The organism is Pseudomonas sp. GXM4 (genome assembly GCF_008923895.1).
Classification (GTDB): Bacteria; Pseudomonadota; Gammaproteobacteria; order Pseudomonadales; family Pseudomonadaceae; genus Aquipseudomonas; species Aquipseudomonas atacamensis.
In genome coordinates, this window is sequence record NZ_WBRZ01000474.1 from 1 (window position 1) to 1,827 (window position 1,827).

Below are 1,827 nucleotides of genomic sequence, written 5' to 3' on the forward strand. Positions count from 1 at the left end.
GTTTAAAAATCAAAAAATCGCAGCCTACGGCAGCTCCTACATCGCGGTGTTTACGGGGAAGTTTCCGACAGGTTTTGCAGGTTGTCCGTCGGACGTGCGCTGGCTAGGATCTAGTGGTTGCTGACGAATCAGCGACCGGGTCTGGAAAACCCGCAGGATCACAGCGCATGACATAATGCCGCGCTCTTTCAGCGCCGGTATTCAGTTATGGCGGCTGTACGTGGGAGACCTTCGGGTCTGCCGGGTTTGATCCTTTGCCGGTTTTTCCAGTCCGCGTACAGCTGCCCCCCCTTTCGCCTGGAAAACGAAAAATGGCAGCTCCATTAATCCAAAAGGATCTTTGCCATGTTCAAACCCACACCCAATCCCCCCGAATCCGAAAGCACCTCACCCTACCAATCCCCCGACTCAACGAAACTCCACGACGCCGCCGAGCGTGCGCTGGATCACTACCTCAAACCGGCCACCACCGCGCAGCAAAGCCACAAACCCAGCACCATGTTCCAGGTCGCCCCGGACCAGGACAACGAAAGCCTGCTGGCCCACGCCTGCGAATCCCTCGCCTCGGCGAGCATCATGAGCAGCGACATCGCCGCCCACGTCGACAGCCCACAGCGGCACACCATACTGGCCATCCAGCAGGTGATCATGCTCGCGGAACTGGCGGTGAACCGGGTGCTGGATAACTACGAAATCCACCAGCCCCCGTCACGCAGCTGATCTTCCCGGAGCGAGCCCGACCGCGAGGGCTTCGGCACATTCAACATTCGAGGTGTCAGATAAACCGCCTTCGCGAGCAGGCTCGCTCCCACAGTTTGAATCGAGTACGTCAGCGAGAAACAGGTCGGCTGTCAGGCCGCCTTCGCTGGCAAGCCAGCTCCCACAGGGACGGGGTGAATCTGGCAGAGATGGGTTGGCAGTGGAGACGCCTTCGCGAGCAGGCTCGCTCCCACAATTCTGGGTCGTGTACATCAGCAAGATAGGAGTCGGCTGTCAGGCCGCCTTCGCTGGCAAGCCAGCTCCCACACGGACGGGGTGAATCTGGCAGAGATAGGTTGGCAGTGGAGACGCTTTCGCGAGCAGGCTCGCTCCCACAGTTTGAATCGAGTACATCAGCGAGAAACAGGTCGGCTGTCAGGCCGCCTTCGCTGGCAAGCCAGCTCCCACACGGACGGGGTGAATCTGGCAGAGATAGGTTGGCAGTGGGGACGCTTTCGCGAGCAGGCTCGCTCCCACAGTTTGAATCGAGTACATCAGCGAGAAACAGATCGGCTGTCAGGCCGCCTCCGCTGGCAAGCCAGCTCCCACAGGGACGGGGTGAATCTGGCAGAGATGGGTTGGCAGTGGAGACGCCTTCGCGAGCAGGCTCGCTCCCACAATTCTGGATCGTGTGCATCAGCGAGATATGAGTCGGCTGTCAGGCCGCCTTCGCTGGCAAGCCAGCTCCCACAGAAAAGCAAAAGCAAGATCAAAAGATCGCAGCCTTCGGCAGCTCCTACAGTTGGATTGGGTACAACCTCAAGATCAGGCCGGCTGTCAGGCCGCCATCGCGAGCAGGCTCACTCCTACAAAAGCAAAGGCAAAGCAGCGCAGCTGCCCGCGGCGAAGCCGCCCCACTCAACAATGAGCGCAAGCTCGAGTGCTTTTGATCTTGATCCACCGGCGACGTCGGAAGGCTGAGTGGAGGGATTGATCCGGGCGTTGGAGCGCAGCGACCGTCTGGCGCAGCCAGACACAGCGGAAGGAGGTGCAGCGAAGCAAACCGGAGCCGCTGCGCCCGGATCAGTCCCGGAGCGAAGGAACCCGAGCCTGCGAGGGCCGAACGTA

1 protein-coding gene is annotated in these 1,827 nt (G+C 60.3%); it reads left to right on the plus strand.

Features of this window, described 5'->3' with window-relative positions; translation table 11 throughout:
• The first annotated feature begins 345 nt into the window (after nt 1-345).
• Nucleotides 346-720, plus strand: coding sequence for a DUF6124 family protein (locus F8N49_RS27515; RefSeq protein ID WP_071174441.1), 375 nt, complete (start codon nt 346-348; stop codon nt 718-720).
• Nucleotides 721-1,827 lie beyond the last annotated feature (1,107 nt).

Coding starts and splice junctions, on each gene's coding strand:
- F8N49_RS27515 (WP_071174441.1), top strand. CDS start 346: ATGTTCAAACCCACACCCAATCCCCCCGAATCCGAAAGCACCTCACCC.